Raw genomic sequence first — 15680 nt, forward strand, 5'->3', positions numbered from 1 at the left:
CGTCTCCTGAAGTCCCATCTGGAACCACGGGTCCGGTTCGGCCTGAGCGTGTGAGGCGCCGGCCGTCGCTGGCGAGCATCGTCTCGTGGACGGCACTCGTGCTCTTCACGCTGCTCAGTGTCGGGCCGCCGCTCGTCGGCAACGGTGTCTTCATCGGCACCGACCTGATGGCTTCGCTCCCACCGTGGAAGAGCGATACGCAATCGGTCGAGGTTCGAGAGAACCTCTGGATAAGTGACACGATCGACTCGGGCATGCCGCAGTCTGAGCTGCTCGTCTCCTCTGCCAAGGAGGGATTCTTCGCACAGTGGAACCCCTATCAGGCTGGCGGGGTCGAGATAGGCGGCTTGCCGAATTCGGGAATGTTCTCGCCGCTCTCCATCCCTCGATGGGTGCTCCCACTGAGCTACGCCAATGCCGTCATCAAGGTTCTCGAGATCGTCACGATCACAATCGGCATGGCCCTCCTGCTCCGTCGGTTCAGGATTCCGTCCGCAGCATGGCCCATCGCGTCCGTCATCTATGCGTCGAGCGGATTTCTCGTCGCATGGACCAACTGGCAGCACACACGCGTCGCTGCGCTCATCCCCTTGCTCTTCTGGGCAGTCGATCGAGCCGTTGTCGGGCGGCGGCCACGGAGTGCCATTCCGGTGGGGCTGGTCGTCGGTGCGATGCTCCTCGGAGGGTTTCCTGCTGTGACTGCCTACGCCTTGTATGGGGCGGGCGCATTCGCCGTGGTCAGGACGCTGGTCGGCCACCGGCCGTGGAAGGATCGGATCTGCTCGCTCGTGATCGCGATCACGGGAGTAGTCTTAGGGTTCCTCCTCGCTGCTTGGCAGATGGTCCCCTTCCTCTACAACGCGACCACCGTGATCGACTTTGATTCACGCGCGCAGAATTCTGATAGCCATCTGTCTCTGGCGGACCTGGCGACGTCGCTTGTCCCCAGTATTCTCGGCGGGTCAGGCAACCGCGACCAATGGAGTCCGGACCTTAACCCAGTTGAGAACTTCTCATACCTTGGTGTAGGTGCGCTAGTGCTCGTAGGGGCCGCGATTCTCTCGCGACCGCGCGACAAGCCGGAGAAGATTCTCTTCTGGTTCTTCGGGGGCGCAGCCTTGCTCAGTCTCTTGCTGGTGTACGTGGGTGGACCCTTGCTTGGCCTCGTCCAGCACCTCCCGATCTTCTCGAACAACCTCATCGGTCGTTTGCGAGTCATGACTGGCTTCTTCGTCGCGGTCCTCGCTGCCTATGGTTACGGTCGGATCGTATCGGGATCGGCAAGCGTGCCGGCTTTCTGGGCTGGACCGCTCGCTGCTCGCGGCACGGCCGCGATTCGATGGATGACAGTCCTCGTCCTCGCGATAGCCGCTAGCGTCGTGGTGCGCCGAACACTCTTTCTGGTCCCAGCTGAAGCGATCGACGACGTCCGACGATCGACGGTGCAGATCGGTGCACTTGGAGTCCTGTTGGCGCTTGCTGTGCTGGCCGCACTCTTCGTGCGTTCGGCACGGGTCGTCGTAGGTGTGCTCGCGCCGATCGTCGTCGTCATACCGGCTCTGGCGGTAACCACGACGTGGTGGGCACGTTCGGCCTCGGACACGTTCTACCCGGTGACGGGTGCCCACACGTTCCTTGAGGAGAATCTCGACGGCAACAGGTACACACCCGTCGGTCAGACGGCGCTGCCGGGAACCAATACCTTCTACAAGCTACGGACTCTAGGTGGCCATGCGTTCCACTCTCCGGAGTGGAAGGAACTCATCATCGCCGCCGATCCGAGCGCTTTCCTCAGCACCACCTACTCCTCTATCTCACAGGAAAATCTCGCGTCGACGGTTGAGTCGCCGATCTTGGACCGGCTCGCGGTCGACTACGTGGTCGCGGACCCGAACTCTGAGATCCTTGGGGCCGTGGACGCTGGCGCTGCCCCGGAGAGTCAGGCAACGCTAGACCGCGATGCTCCGCTACAAGGATCTGTCGAATCCGGTCCGTTGCGGGGAGTGCTGCTCAAGTCCATCACCCAGGACCGCGAGGATCTCGACGGATCGACGCTGCAGGTCAGAGTGGTAGCCGAGGCGGACGGTGCTGTTCTCGCCGAGAACGAGACGTGGGCCGTGCACCTGAGTCCGAACCAGTGGGTCGCCTTGGCGGGAGACCAGATCCCAGCCTCCATGCGTTGGCGGATCGAGGTGACGGTCGATGATCTGGACGCGACCGGGACCGTCGGTGTCGACGCTGGCGGTGCGCTAGCGATCGATGTGGTCCGCCCCGTGGACGACGCGGTACGTGTCGTCCACACCGGCGACGCCACGATCTACGAGCGCACAGGTGCGCTCGACAGGGTGCGCTGGGCTTCGGAAGCGACGGTGATCGAGGACGAGGACGCACGTCTTCGCGCTATGGCCTCGGGTACGTACGAAGCTTCCGTCGTCATCCTGGAGGATGAGGCAGATGCGTCGACCGGCACGGGGGGCGAAGCCGTAGTCACGGAGATTGAGAATGATACGAACCACGTCGAAGCGATGGTCGATGCGAAGGGCCCTGGGTGGGTCGTTGTCGCAGATTCGCTCCAGCGCGGTGGCTGGACGGCTACCGTCGACGGGAAAGATACTGACCTGCTACCCGCCGATCACGCGGCTGTCGCGATCCCTGTCGACGAGGGCGTGCACACGGTGCTTCTGTCCTACGAAACACCAGGACTACGGACGGGCGTGATAGTCACTGGGACGACGATCATGACCCTCGTGATATGTGGTCTGATTGCCGGGGTGGAGAGGAGGCGGCGTCGCTCAGTCTGAGGCGACACCGCAGGTCACCTGAGCGACCGTCTAGCCAAGACTGACCGCCATCGTGGTTGCTACGAGGCCGATAGTGGTCATGACCCATACAGGTCGAACCCATTGGCGTTCTTCGAGAACGAGGCTTCCACAGACGATGAGCAACGCCACGAGACTGAGGCTGTACCGAGACGTGATGCTGGGAAAGTAGTAGGTCCCGTCGGTGATCAGGTAGACCTGCAGCTGCACCGCCAGCGGTAGGCCGAGCATGCCGATGACCGTTGCGGCCGGGACGAACCAGCGTTCGTCAGAGGTCGTAAATATGACTAGGCATATGAACACGGAAGCGAGCAGCAGAGGGCTCAGCAGCTCAACCCACGGGATATTCGCCGAGACAAGAATATTGCCGGGTGCGTGCCCATAGGTCAGTCCTCGTATCCCGTCGAATGCAGTCTCGAGCCATTCGCCGACAGGCGTTCCGCGAATCTCGAGAGTGCTCTCGCCACTCACTGGACTCACCCAACCGTCGACCTTGGTCGCAGAGCGATACATCGACCACGAGGCATGGACGGCGACTGTCGTTGCCAAGATCGCCAACGACACCGGAAGCGTTTGCCGTAGCCCCGGCCAGCGGTTCGAGCCGCGGTTGAGCAGGGACGCAAGGATGATCGCTACAGCTACCCCCAGGAGAGGTATGGCGTTGAGGATCTTGGTGCTCACAAGGAACGTCGTCAGCAGCACAGGTAGCACCACGCCGAAGCGGTGGTTGCGCAGAACCCTGGCGGCAAGAAACGCCGCTGCCGCACCAGCGAGCGTCGCTGTTGCATCGTTGTTGAGCGATGCTGACACCTGAAAGGTCATGTGGAGCGTCACGGGAACTATGGCGATCGGAGCAGCGATGGTCCACCGCACTCCCCAGGCGCGGAGTGCTGCGTAGAGAACGATCATGCCAGCGGCCAACCAGAGGAGCCCTGTGAATCGAGCCGCGGTGACGAAGTCGTCAACGGGTGAGACCGCGAGGATGAACCGTGCGAGGTACCCGCTGATGAGATAGAACGTCGGCGGATGCATGAGGTAGTTCTCGCCCCGAGCGGGATACTCGGAGCTCGGCGCGCCGGAGCCGCAGTCAGGGAGAGTGGCATTCGCCTGACCGTGGCACGACCACGCGTCGAGCATCGTCGGCGAGATCGGCGAGCCTGGAAAGGGCAGCTCACCCGAGCTGGCTTTCCACGCATAGTCCAGATGGACGGCCTCGTCGTATGGAGACAGCTGGGGCTCGCGCAGGATCTGGACGAGCCCGATGAGCAGGCTGATCAGGACATAGGCCGCGCAGGTCAACGTCGTCCGGAGTGCGCCATCAGCTCGAAGCCACGCCCAGGATTCGTGGGCGGTGGATACGAGTTCTTCTCTGGCGCTCAACCGTGACACGGGTCTCCATTCAACTGCATGAACTGAGGTGTCAGAGGACGGCGAACTGTGCATCCACATGAACGACGCCGAGCGACCGTCCATCACCGTCGATGCTGAACTGGCCTGCCTCAGGCACCCTGTGGATCTCTTGCCCGCTGGCTGTCGTGAGGCCGACCTGGACAGAATACTCACCCTCGCCGAGCTGGAGCGAGTCCAGGTGAACCTGGAACCGGCTCACTCCGTCGACCGTGATGCCCGTGGCACCGAGCAACATGGACGACGTCGAGTAGATGGAGGTGCCGAGGGGAGTCGCGATCCCGATCTCGACGATGACGTCCGAGAGGTGCGCGTCCGTCTCGATCTGCATGGTCACGTACAGCCCCTCGCTGCGCGCCAGGACGGGGCGGCCTGACTGACCGGAGTCGGACTGGAGCGCGATACCGGTGAACCGTGCGCGGCCGACCCGTGTCTCCGACGACTCGGCTTCGTGGGCTCGGTCGCGTTCTTCCTGGCGTGCTTCTTCGAAGTCGGCGCGCAGGGACCGGAGGGCGACGCGGGGCAGGTCGTCGGTGACGATCCTGCCCTTCTCGAGGACGATGGCCCGGTCGCAGAACTCCGCGACCTGGTCGAGCCCGTGGGTGACGAGGACGATCGTCCGTCCTTCGGACTGGAACTCGCGGATTCGCTCGAGGCACTTGCGCTGGAACGGCTCGTCGCCGACGGCGAGCACCTCGTCGACGAGAAGGATGTCCGGGTCGACATGGACGGCGACCGCGAAGGCGAGGCGGACGTACATGCCTGACGAGTAGAACTTGACCTGGGTGTCGATGAACTGCTCGATGCCCGAGAAGTTGACGATCGCGTCGAAGTGCTTGTCGGTCTGGGTCCGTGAGAGCCCGAGGATGGAGGCGTTGAGGTAGACGTTCTCCCGTCCCGTGAGGTCGGGGTGGAACCCGGCGCCGAGCTCGAGCAGCGCAGCGAGGCGTCCACGGATCTTCACGGAGCCGGTGTCCGGCTGGAGGATCCCCCCGATCATCTTGAGCAGGGTGCTCTTCCCCGAGCCGTTCGGGCCGATGAGGCCCACGGTCGTCCCTGACGCGATCTCCAGGCTGATGTCCTGGAGCGCCCAGAAGTCTTCGCGGTGCGCGCGCGAGCGACCGAAGTTCACGACGCGCTCTTTGAGCGACTTCTCCTTGCGGATGACGAAGTGCTTCGAGAGGTTCTCGACTTGTACGACGGTGGTCATCACAGCTCCTGAGCGAAGTTGGCCTGCAGGCGGGCGAAGACCCGTTGGCACAGCCAGAGCAGGAGGACGCCGACGATGATCGCGATCCCCATGCGGGTGTACATGTCGTCGGGGAACGGCTTGGCGTCACCCGAGACCCAGAAGGTCTTCTGGAACCCGAGGACCGCGAGGGTGATCGGGTTCGCGAGGTAGAGCTCGTGGAGCATGGTGCTCTTCACCTCGTCGGCGAACAGCTCCCAGGAGTAGACGACCGGCGAGACCCAGAAGAAGATCATGACGAAGATCTCGACGAGGTACTGGATGTCTCGCAGATAGACGTTCCACGCGCTGAGGAGGAGAGCGAGCGCCGTGCCGTAGAGCACGATGATCATCGTCGCGAGCACGAAGTATCCCCACCGGGTCCCGGTCGGGAAGTGCCCCAGGGCGACCGTGGCGAGGATGAGGATGACGAGCTGGATCCCGAAGTTGAAGAGAGCCGACCCGATCGCGCTGAGCGGGAAGATCTCGCGCGGGAGATAGACCTTCTTGACGAGCCCGGAGTTCGCGACGACGGAGCCGGTGCCCGCAGAGAGGGCCTCGGCAAAGAAGTTCCACGCAGTCAGGCCGGCGTAGATGAAGATCGCGAAGTCGGGGATGTTGCGCGCCGCACCCATGAACTTGCCGAGGGCGATGTAGTAGATGAGGAGCATCGCGAGAGGGCGCATGAGCGTCCAGACGAAGCCGAGCGCGCTGTCTTTGTAGCGGGCCTTGAGCTCGCGCCGGATGAGCATGTCGAGCAGCTCGCGCTGCCCGAGGATGTCGGTGATCGAGGACCAGGTCCCGGACGCGAACCCGAGGCGCGGACCTGCGGTCCGCAGGGGCTGGGCTTCGAGCGCTGCGGCGCGGTCCTGCTGCGTGCTTGTCATGGTGTCCTTCGCTATCGGCGTGGTCCCCGCACAGGCGGAGGCAGCGAGAGTCACAATACACAGAGTGGGGTGAGACTCTGTGCCACCCGGCTACGATAAAACGTCTGCCAGCCGAGCAGCTCCCGCGCTCGCTCCGACCTCGACATCCTGGAGGATGCGTGTCATCGAAAACACAGCCGCTCGCTGAGCCGAAGGGCGGCCTCCAGCCAGGGCTCGTCTCCGTGATCCTCGTGAATTACAAGGGCGCAGACGACACGATCACGTGCTTGAAGTACTTCGACGAGATCGACTGGCCGCGGGACCTGTTCGAGCTGATCGTCATCGACAACGACTCCCAGGACGGCAGCGTCGAGAAGATCCGCGCCGCCGTACCGGACGCGATCGTCGTGGACTCCGGAGCGAACACAGGCTTCGCCGGCGGGTGCAACCTCGGTGTCGCTCATTCCAAGGGCGAGTACGTCGCCTTCATCAACAACGACGCGCGCCCGGCGGCAGGCTGGATCCGCGCCGCCGTCGAGGCGTTCGAGTCGGACAAGACCATCGGTGCGGTCGCGAGCAAGGTGCTCGACTGGAACGGCGAGCTCATCGACTACGCCGACGGTTCGCTCACCTGGTACGGCATGGGCTACAAGCGCGAGGCAGAGCGGCCCGACGCCCCAGAGTTCGACATCCCGAAGGACGTCCTCTTCGGAACCGGCGCCGCCATGTTCGTCCGTGGTGCGCTCTACCGGTCCGTGGGGGGCTTCGACGAGCGGTTCTTCATGTTCTACGAAGACGTCGACCTCGGCTGGCGCCTGAACATCCTCGGGCACCGCATGCGGTACGTGCCGACCTCGCTGGCTTACCACAAGCACCACGTGACGATGAAGAAGTTTGGCAACTTCCGCGAGACGTACCTCCTCGAGCGCAACGCGCTCATGTCGATGTACAAGAACCTCGACGACGAGTCGCTCGCGAAGGCGCTCCCGGCGGCGATGGCGCTCTCCGTCCGTCGCTCGCTCGCCCGGACGGGAACCGACGCGACGACGCTCGACCTCGAGCGCTCGCCCGGCGGAGACGACGTCGGCACTCTCGAGATCGACAAGATGGCGCTCACCGGCCCGTACGCGATCGACTACTTCACCGACAACCTCGACACCCTGATCGAGTCGCGGGCCCAGATCCAGGCAGAGCGTCGCCGCTCCGACCGCGAGGTCTTCCCGCTGTTCCGGCACGCGATCGAGGCCGCCTACGCGATCGAGGGCTACAACAGCGCTCACGACGTGCTCATCAAGGCGTTCGGTATCGCCGAGCACTTCACGTCGCGAAGCAGGATCCTTGTCGTCACGGGGGAGCCGCTCCTCGAACGGATGGCCGGCCCGGCCATCCGCGCCTGGGAGATCGCGACGGCGCTCTCGGGCGAGCACGACGTCCGTCTGCTCTCCACCGCGGGCGTCCGCGTCACGAGCGACGACTTCGACGTGGTCTACCAGGTCGGGCCCAAGCTCCAGAAAGAGACCGACTGGGCCGACATCATCATCTTCCAGGGATTCCTCCTGGAGGGTGCGCCGTGGCTCAAGGACAGCACCAAGATCCTCGTCGCCGACGTCTACGACCCCATGCACCTCGAGCAGCTGGAGCAGGCGAAGGACCTCGGCGAGGCCGGGCGCGCCCGCTCGATCCGCGAGACGAGCCGGGTGCTCAACGAGCAGCTCAAGCGTGCTGACTTCGTCTTGTGCGCCTCGGACAAGCAGCGGGACTTCTGGCTCGGCCAGATGGCGGGTCAGGGACGCGTCAACGCGCTCGTCTACGACGAGGACGAGAGCCTCGACGCCCTCATCAGCGTGGTGCCGTTCGGTATCGCCGACGAGGACCCTGTCCAGGCGACGCACGCCATCAAGGGCGTGGTCCCGGGCATCGGCGTCGACGACAAGGTGATCATCTGGGGTGGCGGCGTCTACAACTGGTTCGACCCGTTGACGCTCATCCGCGCCGTGGACCGGATCCGTGTGCGCCACCCTGAGGTCAAGCTGTACTTCATGGGCCTCAAGCACCCGAACCCCGGGGTCCCCGACATGAAGATCGCCTGGGAGACGCAGCAGCTCGCGGCCTCGCTCGGTCTCACGGACAAGCACGTGTTCTTCAACACCGGCTGGGTCCCGTACGCCGAGCGTGCGAACTACCTCCTCGACGCGGACCTCGGGGTCTCGACCCACTTCCACCACGTCGAGACGGCCTTCAGCTTCCGGACGCGGATCCTCGACTACCTGTGGGCGAACCTGCCGACGGTCGCGACGAGCGGAGACACGTTCGGCACGCTCATCGCCACGTACAACCTCGGCCGGGTGGTCCCGCCCGAGGACGCCGACGCGCTCGAGGCAGCGCTCGAGGAGATGCTCTTCGACGAGGCCGCCATCGCCGACGTCCGTTCGGCAGTCAAGGTGTTCGCGGAGGACTACCGCTGGGCGAACGTGCTCTTGCCGCTCGTCGAGTTTTGCCGGTTCCCGCGCCGGGCACCAGACCTCGCTGCGGCGTTCGGGAAGGACGAGCGCGTCGCGCACCCGCACCCGAAGGAGCAGTGGAGCCTGTCGCGCGACGTCAAGCTCGTCAAGGGGTATCTCGCAGCAGGTGGTCCGGTCGAGCTCTCGCGCCGCGCGGGCGGACGGCTCAAGCGTCTGGTCCGGGGCACCCCGGGCTGACCCGGAGCGCGAGGTCTGACGCGGGGTTCACGGAGCAGTCGTGAGCCCCGCGCGGTAGACCGCACGGCGCTGCTGCCGGCTGGTCCCCGCCCACCCGTCACGTCGGTGGCGCAGCGTGGCCGGCAGAAGCCGGAGGAAGTCCCGGAGCGCGCGACGACGAGCGTCCAGCGAGGCCGTCGGCTCTGTGCGCGCGACCGTGTGACGCACCAGCGCGAGCGTCTGGCGTGCCCACGAGCGAGCAGTGACCCCTGCCGGTGCGTGCCGCGCGTACACCAGGAGGGAGTTCCGGGTGTTGTAGTAGCGAAACAGGGGGCTGGAGGCGTCGGAGCTCGCTGCGTGCTCGTGGTGGGCCACAGCCGTCGACACGTGATGGATCGACCATCCGCCGGCCTGCATCCGCCACGACAGGTCGGTGTCCTCGTAATACAGGAAGAGCGTCGGGTCGAACGATCCGACGTCGGTGAGCGTCGCGGCGCGCAGCAGTGCGGCTCCGCCGCAGAACCCGAAGACCTCGACCGCCGCGACCGTCTCCTCGGCCGGTCGCTCCCAGTCGCGGTCGGTCGCTCCACCGGTGCGGGTCAGGACGTTCCCCGTGGAGTTGACGAGCGTCCTGCCGCTCGCATCGGGCTCGGTCAGCAGGATGCGTGCCGTCGCAGCTCCCACCCGCGCGTGCTCGGGCGCCTCGAGGTGCTCGACGAGGAGGCGGACAGCGTCTGGTGCAAAGGTCGCGTCGTTGTTGAGCAGCGCTGCATAGGGTGCGTCGAGATCGGCGAGGCCGGCGGACACCCCGCCGGCGAAGCCGAGGTTCGTCGGCATCGACCTCACCGCGACGGTCGGGTAGCTCTCTGCAAGGAGCGCGAGCGAGCCGTCGGTCGAGGCGTTGTCGACGACGAGCACGTGGAGCTCACCTGGCCCGAGGTCTTGTGCGAGGAGCGAGTCCAGGCAGGGGCGCAGCAGGTGGGCGCCGTTCCAGTTGACGACGACGGCGCGGACCAGCGGGCCGGTCATCGCTGTGCTCCACGCTGGTGGGCTGAGCTGATCGCTGCGCGATAGGCCTCGACGTGCGCCTCAGCGCTCCGACGCCACGTCGATGCTGAGGCGACCGCTCGGCCGGCGGCGCTCAGCGCGTCGTGCTGCTCTCCGGCGGCGCGGACGAGCGCTGCCGCGATCTGCGCGGGGTCGTGGGGATCGACGAGGAGAGCCGCGCCGTCGCTGATCTCTTCCATCGACGTTCCCTGCGAGGTGACGACCGGTGTCCCGTGCACCATGGCCTCGAGCACGGGCATGCCGAACCCTTCCCAGAGCGAGGGGAAGCAGAAGACCCGGGCGGCGGCGTAGGCATGCTGGAGGTCGTCTGTGCTCAGCCGGCCGAGGACGTGGAGCCGGTCTGGGGGGAGTGCGTCGACGGCGCGTCGCACATCCTCGGAGGTCTCGCCCCACCCTTGTGGCCCGACGAGCACGAGGTCGAGGTCTGAACCGTCGGCGAGGAGGAGCCGGAAGGCGTCGAGCAGCGCAGGCAGGTTCTTCCGCGGCTCCAGGGTGCCGCACCACAGGACGAAGTCTCGTTCGAGCCCGTGCGATCGGGCGAACGCTGCCGAGCCCGCTGCATCGAGGGCGTGCTGCTCGGTGCCGTGCGGGATCACGTGGATCCGTCCCGGATCGATCCCGGCGTCCGTGCAGTCTGACCGCGTGGTCTCGGACGGCACGACGACGACGTCGGCGTCGTGCCGCACGATGTTCAGGGAGCGGCGGAAGAACTGGACCCCCCGCGGTGTGAAGTGCTCAGGGTTCCTGAGGAAGGCGACGTCGTGGACGGTCACGACGAGCGGGGCGTTGCGCGGGGGGACCGCCCACGTGGTCGCGTGGACGACGTCGTACCGGCGCCCGGACCGGCGCATCGCGGCCGTGCGCGGCGCCTGCGGTCGACGCAGACGGCTCCACGACTCGTAGAGGAGCGCGCGGGGGAGCCGGGACGACGCGAGGTCGACCGGCAGCGGGCCGGCGCTGCCGGACGATGCGTGCCGCGCTGTCACCCCGGTCACCTGCACCCCAGAGGCTGCTGCGAGCTCGGCGGCGAGCGCCCGGATGTAGGTCCCGGAACCTCCCGGGACCGGCTGCCAGAGCTGTTCGGTCGTCAGTGCAACATGGAGCTCTTCATCCGAGGGGATCACCTGGACAGCCTAGCGAGCAGCGGCGTCGTCGCCTGATCGGCGGTCCCGCTAGCATGGTGCAGTATCCCCGCCGACATGAGAGTGCCATGAAACTGTTTGTGCAAGTTCCCTGCCTCAACGAGGAAGACACGCTGCTGTCGGTCCTCGAGACGATCCCGACGGAGATCGACGGCATCGACGAGATCGAGATCCTCATCATCGACGATGGATCGAGCGACCGGACGGTCGAGGTCGCGCGGGAGTTCGGCGTGGTGCACTTCGTCCGGCACACCCGGAACATGGGGCTGGCACGCTCCTTCAGGGACGGTGTCGACTACGCCCTGCGGAACGGGGCCGACATCGTCGTGAACACGGACGGCGACAACCAGTACCCCCAGCAGAGCATCGGCGCGCTCGTGCAGCCGCTGCTCGCCGGCGAGGCGGACATCGCCATCGGTGACAGGCAGACCGCGACGATCGCGCACTTCTCGCCGTTCAAGCGGGTCATGCAGCGCGTGGGGAGCGCCGTGGTCAACAAGGCGGCAGAGACGGCGCTGCCTGACGCAGCGAGCGGGTTCCGCGCCTACTCGCGCGCATCGCTCGTCCGCCTGAACGTGGTGACGCAGTTCAGCTACTGCATGGAGACGATCATCCAGGCAGGGAACAAGCGCCTGCGGATCGCGAGCGTCCCGATCACGACGAACGCCAAGACCCGCGAGTCCCGGCTCTTCAAGAACATCGGGCAGCACATGGTGAAGTCGGCCTCGGCGATCAGCCGCAGCTACATCATGTTCAAGCCCTACATGGTGTTCCTCACGCTCGGCGTCGTGTTCGGCCTCTTCGCGCTCGTGCCGTTCGTCCGGTTCCTCGTCTTCTGGTTCCAGGGTGACACCGAGGGGCACATACAGTCGCTCGTCTTCGGGACCGGCATGCTCGTCGGTTCGCTCCTCTCGTTCGCCCTGCTCGTCATCGCGGACCTCCAGCGGACGAACCGTGTTCTCCTGGAAGACACGCTCGAGCGCGTGAAGGAGATCCAGTACGGTCGCGACGACGTCGCGCCGCGCGAGCCGGTGGGTGCAGCGTCCCTGCCCGCCGAGCAGCTCGAACCAAAAGACATCAGCCGTTCGACGGCACCCAGAATCGCCCAACCTCTCGGATGAAGGACCTCGCGTGATCAAGAAGCTCAAGAACATCGCCAAGAACCTCTTGGCGATCCCAGCCGTGCGCACGACGTACGAGGGGGCGAACCGCGCAGTGCTCGCTGTCGGCGGCAGCACGCGTGCCGGCGCGACCGGGTACTCGGTGCTCGGGTTCGGGACGTTCAACCGCGAGCAGTACGCGGTGCTCTCGGGTCGGCGCTCGTACTACCGCAACCTCTCCCAGGAGCGGGTGACGCACGTCGAGCTCCGTCGCAACGTCCACCGGCTGGAGAAGGGGATCCTCATGCAGCCGCGGAGGAGCTCGTTCGCCGGTGACTACATCCTCGAGACCGTCCACTTCTACAGCGTGGCTGTGAGGTCGGGGTCCGGACCAACGATCGACGCTGCCGAGCTCCAGTGGGCGCAAGACGTGCTCCGTGAGTACTTCGCCATCGTCGACGACTCGAGCCCCGCGGTCCGCAAGGCCCGCGAGCAGTTCGAGGCGCTCGACCACCTGTCGGAGCCGGGGAACGCCAAGCCCTACGCCCACAGCTCGATCAAGCGCAGCGACATCGACTTCGACCAGATGCTCCTGCTGGCGCAGCAGCGGCGCTCCGTCCGCTGGTTCTCCCCGCGTCGGGTGGAGCGGGAGAAGATCGACCGGGCGCTCGAGATCGGACGCCAGTCGCCGACGGCCTGCAACCGGTTGCCGTACGAGTTCCGGATCTTCGACGATCCCGCGATGGTGCAGAAGGTCGCAGGCATCCCGTTCGGTGCTGCTGGCTACAGCCACCAGATCCCGACGATCGTCGTCGTCGTCGGACGGCTCGATTCGTACTTCTCCCCGCGTGACCGTCACGCCATCTACGTGGACGCTTCCCTCGCGAGCATGGGGTTCATCTACGGGCTCGAGGCTCAGGGCCTCAGCTCGAGCATCATCAACTGGCCCGACTTCGAGCCGCTCGAGCAGAAGATGTCCAAGACCCTCCACCTCGCTCCTCACGAGCGGGTCGTCATGCTCATGGCCGTCGGCTACGCCGACCCGGACAGCCTCGTCGCGTACTCCCAGAAGAAGGACCTCGACGTCCTCCGCAGGTACAACGTCCTTGAGCCGTAAGCGCATCCTGCGGCTCGGCGCGACGCTCCTCGTCGTCGGGCTCGTCGCCTACCTCTTCGGGCGTGGCCTCGCGGACAACTGGGACGCCGCACGCGAGATCGACCTGTCCGTCAACGGGCTGAGCCTTCTCGCCGTGGTTCTCCTCGCCGCGTCGGTCGTCTCGTCCGGCCTGCTCTGGGGGTCGATGACCTCTGAGCTCGGCAACGTCCACATCGGACGAGCCGAGGCCGTGCGGGTGCACTGCGCGTCCTGGCTGCTCAAGTACGTCCCGGGCCAGGTCGGTTCTGTGGCCAACAAGATCCTGTGGGGCTCTGGTCGCGGAGTGTCCAAGACGCTCGTCGTCATCACGTTCGTCTACGAGAACGTCTTCCTGCTGCTCGCGTCGACGATCCCGACCGTGGTGGTGCTCGTCCTCGACACGGGCGTCATCGGGGGAGACAGCCTCACCGCGGTGCTTCCCGCGCTGCTCGCTCTCGTGCCGTTGCTCCTCGTGATGGACCGCCGCATCTTCCGCTGGGCGATCAACCTCGTCGGGCGACGCGCCCTGAAGAAGGACGTCCCGCCCGAGTACTTCCTGGGACCTCGGGCTGCTGCGAAGTTCCAGCTCCAGTTCGTCGTTCCTCGGATCCTCAACGCCGCCGGCTTCATCGCGGTGGCTGAGTCGTTCCTCACGATCGAGACGAGCGAGTGGCTCGCGCTGGGCTGCATCTACGTCCTCGCGGGCGCCGTCGGCATCCTTGCGGTGCTGGTCCCGAGCGGGATCGGCGTCCGCGAGTCGGTGATCGTCCTGCTCGCCTCGAGATATATGCCTGTCGAGCAGGCGATCGTTCTGTCGCTCGTCGCACGTCTGTACTCCACCGTCGCGGACGCTGCGGTAGCTGCGATCTACGGCACCTTGAAGTTCCGCGAATCGAAGAAGGGGCGTTCGGAATGAAGTACGCAATCATCGGGTCAGCACTCGCCGGCAACAAGGGGGCTGCGGCGATGCTGGAGAGCGCTGTGCAGCAGCTTTCTGAGAGAGACGCTGACGCGCGCGTGACGCTCTTGAGCATGTACCCGCGGTCTGACGCGGCTCAGAACGAGTACTCGAACCTCACGGTGCTCGATGCGTCTCCGCTGCGTCTCGGTGTGCTCATCAACTCGGCGGCGCTGGCCTACCGCCTGCTCCCGCCGGCCCGCGCTGCGATCGCGGCCCGCGTCCCTGAGGTCGCGGCGCTCGCCTCCGCGGACGTCTTGCTCGACCAGGGCGGGATCACGTTCGTGGACGGTCGCGGCAAGTTCCTCATCTACAACGTCGCGTCTGTCCTTCCTGCGTTGTTCGTGGGGACCCCGGTGGTCAAGTGCGCTCAGGCTCTCGGGCCGTTCAAGACGTTCCTGAACAGCACGGCGGCCAAGGCGATCTTGCCGCGCATGGCGGCCATCGTCTCGCGCGGTGCGGTCAGCCAGGAGCACCTCGAGGGCCTGGGGCTGAAGAACACGACGGCGGGCGCGGACCTCGCGTTCACGCTCGACGTCACCGAGCGGGACATCGCTGCGGCGCGTTCCGCGGTCGACGTCACCTTCTTCGACGGCAACGACGTCATCGGCATCTCACCGAGCGCGGTCTTGCGCAAGTCGGCCGAAGCGAAGGGTGGCAACTACGTCGCGGAGGTCCAGCGCATGGTGGACTACTTCACCGGGGTGCTGGGCAAGAAGGTCTTCCTCGTCGCGCACAGCGCGCGTGCAAACACGGACAAGGCGCACAACAACGACCTGCCGTTGTGCCGGGAGATCTATGCCGGCGTCGAGCGCAAGGACATGGTCCTGTTCCCGGACGCAGAGCTGAGCTCGCAGTCGCTGCGCTACCTCATCGGGCGGTGCGACCTGTTCGTGGCCTCGCGCTTCCACGCGATGGTCTCGTCGCTCGCGATGCAGGTGCCGACGCTCGTCATCGGGTGGAGCCACAAGTACCGCGAGGTGCTCGACATGTTCGGGCTCGCCCAGTGGGCGATGGGGCACGACGTCTATACGGATGACGCGTTCCAGGCGAAGTTCGCCGAGCTCGCTGCGACCAAGACCGACGTGCGAGCAACCCTCGCCGAAGCGTTCCCGCGGGTCCGCGCCACGGCCCTCGAGCAGGTTGACGTGATCCTCCGCGTGGCCTCCGGGGCACGCAAGGCCTGACGCAGCTCGCGTCCTTCGTGACGAGCGACGACTGAGGCGGTGCCCCGCAGGTGGGGGCACCGCCTCAGTCGTGTGCTCTACGCCAGGACTGC

The 15680-nt window shown here is 65.8% G+C and carries 11 protein-coding genes; 6 read left to right on the forward strand and 5 right to left on the reverse strand.

What is annotated here, in order from left to right:
* Positions 1–98 precede the first annotated feature (98 nt).
* Positions 99–2801, forward strand: a complete 2703-nt coding sequence (locus ATL42_RS01740; RefSeq protein WP_169925314.1) for a YfhO family protein — start codon at positions 99–101, stop codon at positions 2799–2801.
* A 30-nt stretch (positions 2802–2831) separates the two neighbouring features.
* Here ATL42_RS01740 and ATL42_RS01745 read toward each other — a convergent pair whose 3' ends face one another.
* The 3 genes from ATL42_RS01745 to ATL42_RS01755 are packed head-to-tail and all read right to left on the reverse strand — an operon-like array spanning position 2832 to position 6341.
* The gene (locus ATL42_RS01745; RefSeq protein ID WP_143556676.1) at positions 2832–4292 is read right to left on the reverse strand and encodes a hypothetical protein; all 1461 of its coding nucleotides are present in this window, start codon (positions 4290–4292) and stop codon (positions 2832–2834) included.
* On the reverse strand, positions 4240–5436 hold the full coding sequence (locus tag ATL42_RS01750; RefSeq protein ID WP_098453876.1) for an ABC transporter ATP-binding protein: 1197 nt from the start codon (positions 5434–5436) through the stop codon (positions 4240–4242). The genes ATL42_RS01745 and ATL42_RS01750 overlap by 53 nt, the downstream gene beginning before the upstream one ends.
* Positions 5436–6341, reverse strand: coding sequence for an ABC transporter permease (locus tag ATL42_RS01755; protein ID WP_098453877.1), 906 nt, complete (start codon positions 6339–6341; stop codon positions 5436–5438). Before ATL42_RS01755 ends, ATL42_RS01750 begins: the two co-directional genes overlap by 1 nt.
* A 158-nt stretch (positions 6342–6499) precedes the next feature.
* On the opposite strand from ATL42_RS01755, the gene ATL42_RS01760 reads away from it, so the two are divergent.
* Positions 6500–9019 carry a glycosyltransferase gene (locus ATL42_RS01760; RefSeq protein ID WP_098453878.1) on the forward strand — a complete coding sequence of 840 codons (2520 nt, stop codon included), beginning with the start codon at positions 6500–6502 and terminating at the stop codon, positions 9017–9019.
* 27 nt (positions 9020–9046) lie between these two features.
* Here the strand turns inward: ATL42_RS01760 and ATL42_RS01765 are convergent, their stop codons facing one another.
* Both ATL42_RS01765 and ATL42_RS01770 read right to left on the reverse strand, forming a co-directional pair.
* Positions 9047–10027 (reverse strand): glycosyltransferase family 2 protein, encoded by a 981-nt coding sequence (locus ATL42_RS01765; RefSeq protein ID WP_098453879.1) that lies wholly within the window; start codon positions 10025–10027, stop codon positions 9047–9049.
* Entirely contained in the window at positions 10024–11190 is a 1167-nt protein-coding gene (locus ATL42_RS01770) for a glycosyltransferase family 4 protein (protein ID WP_211281764.1), read from the reverse strand. Before ATL42_RS01770 ends, ATL42_RS01765 begins: the two co-directional genes overlap by 4 nt.
* Positions 11191–11276: 86 nt before the next feature.
* Between ATL42_RS01770 and ATL42_RS01775 the strand changes: the two genes are divergently transcribed.
* From ATL42_RS01775 to ATL42_RS01790, 4 genes are read left to right on the forward strand one after another with little or no spacing between them, the layout of a single operon-like run.
* Complete coding sequence (locus ATL42_RS01775; protein WP_098453880.1) at positions 11277–12329, forward strand: glycosyltransferase family 2 protein; 1053 nt, start codon at positions 11277–11279, stop codon at positions 12327–12329.
* 10 nt (positions 12330–12339) lie between these two features.
* The gene (locus ATL42_RS01780) at positions 12340–13425 is read left to right on the forward strand and encodes a nitroreductase family protein (protein WP_098453881.1); all 1086 of its coding nucleotides are present in this window, start codon (positions 12340–12342) and stop codon (positions 13423–13425) included.
* Positions 13415–14359 (forward strand): lysylphosphatidylglycerol synthase domain-containing protein, encoded by a 945-nt coding sequence (locus tag ATL42_RS01785; RefSeq protein WP_098453882.1) that lies wholly within the window; start codon positions 13415–13417, stop codon positions 14357–14359. The genes ATL42_RS01780 and ATL42_RS01785 overlap by 11 nt, the downstream gene beginning before the upstream one ends.
* Positions 14356–15588, forward strand: a complete 1233-nt coding sequence (locus ATL42_RS01790) for a polysaccharide pyruvyl transferase family protein (protein WP_098453883.1) — start codon at positions 14356–14358, stop codon at positions 15586–15588. The genes ATL42_RS01785 and ATL42_RS01790 overlap by 4 nt, the downstream gene beginning before the upstream one ends.
* The last annotated feature ends 92 nt before the right edge of the window (positions 15589–15680 follow it).

The organism is Sanguibacter antarcticus (assembly GCF_002564005.1).
GTDB lineage: Bacteria > Actinomycetota > Actinomycetes > Actinomycetales > Cellulomonadaceae > Sanguibacter > Sanguibacter antarcticus.

What these genes read in the sequence shown, in the direction of transcription:
- ATL42_RS01745 (WP_143556676.1), bottom strand. Translation starts at nt 4,292, where the DNA reads ATGGACGGTCGCTCGGCGTCGTTCATGTGGATGCACAGTTCGCCGTCC.
- ATL42_RS01750 (WP_098453876.1), bottom strand. Translation starts at nt 5,436, where the DNA reads ATGACCACCGTCGTACAAGTCGAGAACCTCTCGAAGCACTTCGTCATC.
- ATL42_RS01790 (WP_098453883.1), top strand. Translation starts at nt 14,356, where the DNA reads ATGAAGTACGCAATCATCGGGTCAGCACTCGCCGGCAACAAGGGGGCT.
- ATL42_RS01755 (WP_098453877.1), bottom strand. Translation starts at nt 6,341, where the DNA reads ATGACAAGCACGCAGCAGGACCGCGCCGCAGCGCTCGAAGCCCAGCCC.
- ATL42_RS01775 (WP_098453880.1), top strand. Translation starts at nt 11,277, where the DNA reads ATGAAACTGTTTGTGCAAGTTCCCTGCCTCAACGAGGAAGACACGCTG.
- ATL42_RS01765 (WP_098453879.1), bottom strand. Translation starts at nt 10,027, where the DNA reads ATGACCGGCCCGCTGGTCCGCGCCGTCGTCGTCAACTGGAACGGCGCC.